Below are 5,800 nucleotides of genomic sequence, written 5' to 3'. Positions count from 1 at the left end.
GTATGATTTGCCTTTATGGAGGCTTAGTGAAGTGGCTAAACACGGCAGACTGTAAATCTGCTCTCTTCGAGTTCGGTGGTTCGAATCCATCAGCCTCCATACACCTTATTTAGGGGCATAGTTTAAGGGTAGAACAAAGGTCTCCAAAACCTTTGGTGTGGGTTCAATTCCTGCTGCCCCTGCCATTACAACATCATTGGGGATTAGCCAAGCGGTAAGGCAACGGACTTTGACTCCGTCATGCCAAGGTTCAAATCCTTGATCCCCAGCCATTTTTTCACAACATATGAGTCATTAGCTCAGTTGGTAGAGCACCTGACTTTTAATCAGGGTGTCGTAGGTTCGAATCCTACATGACTCACCACTTTACCCCAAAAAGTGAAGTGATAGCTTCGAAGGGAATTCCGATTACTTTTCGGGACCCCATCATCAATCATGCGCGTATGGCGGAATTGGCAGACGCACTAGACTTAGGATCTAGCGGGCGACCGTGGGGGTTCAAGTCCCTCTACGCGCATCATCGTCCCTAGGTTGCATCAAGCAGCTTAGGGACCCCTATGCGGAAGTGGCTCAGCGGTAGAGCATCGCCTTGCCAAGGCGAGGGTCGCGGGTTCGATCCCCGTCTTCCGCTTTTTATCTTCGGGACGTAGCTCAGCTTGGTAGAGCACCTGCTTTGGGAGCAGGGGGTCGCATGTTCAAATCGTGTCGTCCCGATATCAACCACAGTTCTTCATCAAGAGATGAAGGATTGTGGTTTTTTGTTTTGATCATTTTGTTTTGACCAAAGTGTTGCAATCAATCTTACTTAACCTAGAGTTACCCCTGGTTACTTAGTTACCTCGATGTAACTCATTTTCTAACCACGCCTGTTCGAGTATACTGGAATTGAAGTAAAAGTGAGAATTCTAAGGAGGCTAAAGTAAGTGGGTACGAATGCAAAAATAGGCGGCGGCGGTTTTCATCACGTTGCACTCAGAGCGAATGATTTTGACGCAACAGTCAAGTTTTATACAGAAGGTTTAGGATTTGTAGAGAAGAATAACTGGGGCGAAGGGAATAAGCGCGCGGTCCTGTTAGACTCTGGCGATGGGAATTATATGGAGGTTTTTGCTGGAGGAACAGGTGAGCAAATTCCAGAAGGCTATTTCTTTCATGTTGCTTTACGCAGTAATGATGTAGATGGAGCAGTTGCAGCAGCAGTTGCTGCCGGAGCTATCGTGACGGTAGAACCGAAAGATGTGATTCTAGGCGTGAACCCGCCAACACCAGTGCGTATTGCATTTATCAAAGGACTAAACGGAGAAATCATTGAGTTTTTCCAAAGCACTGGGGAGAACCAACTATAACATTTCAGGGATGAGAGGGGCATGAACATGGCTTTTACCTTTACTTTATCGCTCGGAGATGAAGCACCTGATTTTTCATTACCAGCTACGGATGGACAGACATACGCGTTGAAGGATTTCAGCGATGCGAAAACGCTCGTTATTTTTTTTACTTGCAACCATTGCCCTTATGTAATTGGTTCTAATGAAGTAACACGCGAAACTGCCAATCGGTATAAAGATAAAGGGGTACAGTTCGTTGGTATCAACGCCAACAGCGTGAACACGAAGCCAGAAGATTCCTTTGATCATATGGTATCGCACATGGAGGAGCACCAATATCCATGGACGTATCTGAGAGACGAAACCCAAGAAACGGCATTAGCCTATGGTGCACTAAGAACACCGCATTTTTATGTCTTTGATGAAAATCGTAGATTAGTTTATACGGGACGTGGCGTAGATAATCCTAAGGATGCGTCAAAAATCACAATCAATAATTTAGATATCGCGTTAGAGGAGCTGACCTCTGGTGGAGCGATTACGTTACCTTTGACGAACCCACTTGGCTGTAATGTGAAATGGGACGGTAAGGATGCGCATTGGATGCCTGCTGATGCGTGTGACTTGGTATAGCACACTTCTGTTCGTGTACATATCTCGCAAAATTGAAAGCAATGAGCCTCCATACCGTGGGGGTTCATTTTTTTGCGTTCTATTTATTCATTACTAGTAGTTAAGTTAAAATATGGTAAAATAGTAGAGTTCACCAAATCTACTAACTGTAACTCACTCATCTATTCATTATGCAATCACATACCAAAGGAGAACAAAATGTCTTTTACACAGCACTTAGTCCAGAAATATCAGCACGAATGGCGCCAAACCCAGCAGCATCCCTTTGTTCAAGAATTAGGCCGAGGAACCCTAGACCGTAATAAATTCAGGTTCTACTTGATTCAAGACTATTTATATTTAATTGATTACGCCAAATTGTTTGCATTAGGAGCTATAAAGGCTCCAGATCTTACTACGATGAGTGAATTCTCAGCGTCTTTAAGTAATATTTTGCATGAAGAAATGGGCATTCATCGTTCCTACGCAGCTCGCTTTGGTATCACCAAGGAAGAATTGGAGCAGGCAGAACCTTCACCAATTACACTCGCGTATTCGCATTACATGTTGCATGTAGCACAGAATGGCGGATTAGCGGAGTTAACAGCAGCATTGCTCCCTTGTATGTGGAGTTACTGGGAGATCGGCCGTATGTTGAAGGAGTTCCCAGGTGCAGTGGATCATCCTGACTATGGTGAATGGGTAAGAGGATACAGCTCAGAGGAGTTCGGTAAACATGCACAATGGTGCATTAATTTAATGGATCGACTAGCCTTAGGGAAATCGGAAAGTGAATTAGCGCGATTAGAAACTATTTTTTTGAATACGACTCGCTACGAAACGTTGTTCTGGGAAATGTCGTACCAACAACAGATGTGGCTGTAATTTCTGACACAAGTGCCAATGAAACGCATTCATAAGAGTCAATAGAACGAATATACATATACGGAAATCATCAAAAGTTGGTTATCAACTGGGAGGTGTTTCGTATGATTTATTGGATTTTGGCTGTGATTGTCGTGGTCGTTGGTGCGCTAGTCATCATGAGTGTAAGAAGAAGTAAATCCAAAGCGCCTGCTGAAGTGAAAACGCACAAGCCCTGCTCTTACTGCAACGAGGAAATCGCTATTGATGCGCCAGTGTGTAAGTATTGTAGGGGGGTTGTAGTGAGTTAAATTCATTAGGAATTCCGGCTAAAAAGGGGAAAAGAAAAGCAACGAGTCATTCGCTACGTGCGAGCTGCTCGTTGCTTTTTTGTATTTGCGTTAGTCTTTCTTGCTTCGTCTATTAGCTTCCTTAGCATCTAACGTTCCTAGGAAATCACTCGCCGTCCTGACAATATATTGAACTTCATCAAGCCCGCGTTCCATAAGCATGCTTTTGTGAATATCAATAATCAATTTCTTTTCATGGATGCCATCTACACCGTCAAGTTTTTGAAAATTAAACAACTCGCTCGGGTCGATGTCTAACGCATTCATTAGCGTTTCCAACGTGGTCAATGAAATGTTCCTTTGGCCTCGTTCAATATCCGATATATGCGATTTGCTCATACCGACTTTGCCTGTTTTTTCAGCAAGCTGATCCTGTGTATATCCCTTAAGCTTTCTAATCATACGTAATCGCTCACCAACGAGCCTTAGGAAATCGGACATCTCATTCACCTCAAGTTGAGGTTATTGAATTCGAACCCAAAAGGAGATACCTATATATGGTGATTTAATATGAAAAATCCTGTTTAAATGGTACTTCCATAATCTAAACATATGAAAAAGTTGGCGCTCAGCCCCAAAAAAGTGTAACATCTAACACATATAGCCACAGAAGGAGCTTGAATCAGTTGAATATTGAAATACACAATGAGTTACCTACCGATTTTGAAGAGTTGAAAAAAGCAGCGAATCGTACATCCAATTGGAGGGAGCGTCTTTCTGCTGTTGAAGCATTAGGTGAACATGGCGATCAACAATCGGTTCATATTCTTAAACGTCTAATGGCCAATGATACCGTGTATGCGATACAGGAGACAGCTTACCGTAAGCTCAAACTTTTAGGTGAGGATGTGCAACTTCCCCCTCGTAAAAAAGGTGACTTAATTAAAGGCTTAGGTAAAATTTTACTTCGTATCAAGAAGAGCTTGCCAGAAGGTCATACGTATGAGGCTTTCAAGGAAAAGCTGCAGAAAATGAGAAGTGATGTTTATGACACGTACGAAGGTGACAAAGGCTCTGATTTCGATCAATGGCTAGAATCGACATGGTCGGGTTTATTAACGAATAAATAAGAAGCAACACGTATGGAGTGAGTTTATGGCTAAGGGTAAAGGTGGAACAGGTAGAGGTACTGACAGCAAAGGCTGGAACCGGTGGAAAGCAAGTGAGAACCGGGCGAAGAGTGCCCCGAAACCCTATAAGAGTAAAGGTTTGAAAGCCGCTGCAATCGCGGCCAAGGCTGCGGGGACTTCAAGTACTGCGAGTTCTTCGAGTACCAAGAGCACCAAAGCTTAGCAAATTGCTAAGCAACGAACCACCTTCGGCATCTTGCTGGGGGTGGTTTATTTGTTGAATCAGCTATTTTGCATCCATCACATGACCTGTGTAAGATAGATGTAGGATATTTTGGATGAGGTGAGAGTCATGGTATTTGGGGCACGCGTGTGGAAAACAGGCATCGCTGTTGCATTAGCATTATACATAAGTGCTTGGCTCGAATTCACGCCACCAGTCATTGCGGCGGTTGCGGCGATCTTTGCGATGCAGCCTTCGATTTATCGCTCTTGGCGTTATTTCTTAGATCAGTTGCAGACCAATATTATTGGTGCGGTTTTCGCGCTGTTGGCGGGGATGTTCTTTTCGCAAAATGTGATTGCCATCGGCATTGTATGTATTATTGTTATCATTCTAAGTTTACGTTTACGGATGGAAGAAACGATAGGTCTTACCCTAGTAACCGTTGTGGCGGTGATGGAGGCGTCGGGGGAGTGGCGATTTGCGGTTAATCGGCTGTTGCTTAGCTTGATTGGGATCGGATGTGCCTTCGTGGTGAATGTCTTATTCTTCCCACCTAAGCCTAAGGAACAATTCGCAGCGCAGATCGGATCTATTTTCAGCAAAATGTCACTGCTCCTTCGCACGGTGATTTCGAATGAGATCAAGGAAACGGTGTTTCGTGAGGAGAAGGAAAGTCTTCGCAATAGCCTAAAGTCATTATCTGAGAAATATAGACTTATGGAAGAAGAAATTAAGAAGATGAAGGGCAGCGGCTCCAAAAGGATCCGCGAACTCGTCGTGTACAAGCAGAAGCTGCTTGTCATGTCCAAAGGGCTTGAGGTATTGGAAGCTGTAGATGAGCATTATTTTCAGGCTTCCCCAAGCGCGGAAACGGATGTATGTTTTGACGATCATATGGAGAAATTGATTAAGTACCACGAGCATGTCCTCTTGAAGTACGATGATAAGCTGAAGGATACGAGCTCGGATAGTTTGGAAATCGAAGCGGAGAACGAACAGTTTATGATCGATCTCCTTGCACGTTATAGCGAACAACCAAGCGGTATGCTTCGACTCTCCATTGTGGCAGCAGCCATGTATGACTATGGTCATCAGATCGCGCGTTTGGATAAGCTTGTGGAGCATGATCATCGAGGGGAGACGGAAGAGAGGGAACCTCTTGAAATTTTGCTCAAAAGTATTCGACTGAAATAGTTCAGATTAAGTTTGCATTACGAAATGGTTTGTGCTATATTATGTTTCTTGCTCCGAACAGGACAAGCATGAACAAGCACAAACCATGGAGTCTGAACGTGTTGAATATCTTCACGAATGGATGAAATAAAATAAAGCTTGCAAATGAAAAATCAA

Annotated in this window: 8 protein-coding genes and 7 tRNA genes; 14 read left to right on the top strand and 1 reads right to left on the bottom strand. The window is 43.7% G+C overall.

Annotation, left to right across the window (positions count from 1 at the left end; all coding sequences use genetic code 11):
• The first annotated feature begins 17 nt into the window (after positions 1 to 17).
• From GC096_RS34555 to GC096_RS34505, 11 genes are all read left to right on the top strand, one after another.
• Positions 18 to 99 (top strand) — tRNA-Tyr (locus GC096_RS34555).
• Between the two features lie 12 nt (positions 100 to 111).
• Positions 112 to 185 (top strand) — tRNA-Trp (locus GC096_RS34550).
• A gap of 12 nt (positions 186 to 197) precedes the next feature.
• Positions 198 to 272, top strand: a tRNA-Gln gene (locus GC096_RS34545).
• Positions 273 to 288: 16 nt separating this feature from the next.
• Positions 289 to 364, top strand: a tRNA-Lys gene (locus tag GC096_RS34540).
• A 73-nt stretch (positions 365 to 437) separates the two neighbouring features.
• Positions 438 to 517, top strand: a tRNA-Leu gene (locus GC096_RS34535).
• A 42-nt stretch (positions 518 to 559) separates the two neighbouring features.
• A tRNA-Gly gene (locus GC096_RS34530) sits at positions 560 to 631 on the top strand.
• A gap of 9 nt (positions 632 to 640) precedes the next feature.
• Positions 641 to 714 (top strand) — tRNA-Pro (locus GC096_RS34525).
• 209 nt (positions 715 to 923) lie between these two features.
• Positions 924 to 1,346, top strand: coding sequence for a VOC family protein (locus tag GC096_RS34520; RefSeq protein WP_171637077.1), 423 nt, complete (start codon positions 924 to 926; stop codon positions 1,344 to 1,346).
• 21 nt (positions 1,347 to 1,367) lie between these two features.
• Positions 1,368 to 1,961 (top strand): thioredoxin family protein, encoded by a 594-nt coding sequence (locus tag GC096_RS34515; protein WP_246303184.1) that lies wholly within the window; start codon positions 1,368 to 1,370, stop codon positions 1,959 to 1,961.
• 198 nt (positions 1,962 to 2,159) lie between these two features.
• The gene (gene tenA, locus GC096_RS34510; RefSeq protein WP_171637075.1) at positions 2,160 to 2,825 is read left to right on the top strand and encodes a thiaminase II; all 666 of its coding nucleotides are present in this window, start codon (positions 2,160 to 2,162) and stop codon (positions 2,823 to 2,825) included.
• 104 nt (positions 2,826 to 2,929) lie between these two features.
• A complete protein-coding gene (locus tag GC096_RS34505) occupies positions 2,930 to 3,115 on the top strand; it encodes a hypothetical protein (protein ID WP_171637073.1) in 186 nt (61 codons plus the stop codon).
• Positions 3,116 to 3,205: 90 nt separating this feature from the next.
• Here GC096_RS34505 and GC096_RS34500 read toward each other — a convergent pair whose 3' ends face one another.
• The gene (locus GC096_RS34500; protein WP_171637071.1) at positions 3,206 to 3,595 is read right to left on the bottom strand and encodes a helix-turn-helix domain-containing protein; all 390 of its coding nucleotides are present in this window, start codon (positions 3,593 to 3,595) and stop codon (positions 3,206 to 3,208) included.
• Positions 3,596 to 3,780: 185 nt separating this feature from the next.
• Between GC096_RS34500 and GC096_RS34495 the strand changes: the two genes are divergently transcribed.
• The 3 genes from GC096_RS34495 (at position 3,781) to GC096_RS34485 (ending at position 5,644) form a co-directional block, all read left to right on the top strand.
• Positions 3,781 to 4,224, top strand: coding sequence for a HEAT repeat domain-containing protein (locus tag GC096_RS34495; protein WP_171637069.1), 444 nt, complete (start codon positions 3,781 to 3,783; stop codon positions 4,222 to 4,224).
• Positions 4,225 to 4,249: 25 nt separating this feature from the next.
• Entirely contained in the window at positions 4,250 to 4,447 is a 198-nt protein-coding gene (locus GC096_RS34490; RefSeq protein WP_171637067.1) for a DUF3934 family protein, read from the top strand.
• Positions 4,448 to 4,576: 129 nt separating this feature from the next.
• Positions 4,577 to 5,644, top strand: coding sequence for an FUSC family protein (locus tag GC096_RS34485; RefSeq protein WP_171637065.1), 1,068 nt, complete (start codon positions 4,577 to 4,579; stop codon positions 5,642 to 5,644).
• Positions 5,645 to 5,800: the final 156 nt, after the last annotated feature.

The organism is Paenibacillus plantarum, from assembly GCF_013141695.1.
Classification (GTDB): domain Bacteria; phylum Bacillota; class Bacilli; order Paenibacillales; family NBRC-103111; genus Paenibacillus_E; species Paenibacillus_E plantarum.
Note: the sequence above shows the minus strand (reverse complement) of the source record. Positions and strands in the feature narration are given on the sequence as shown.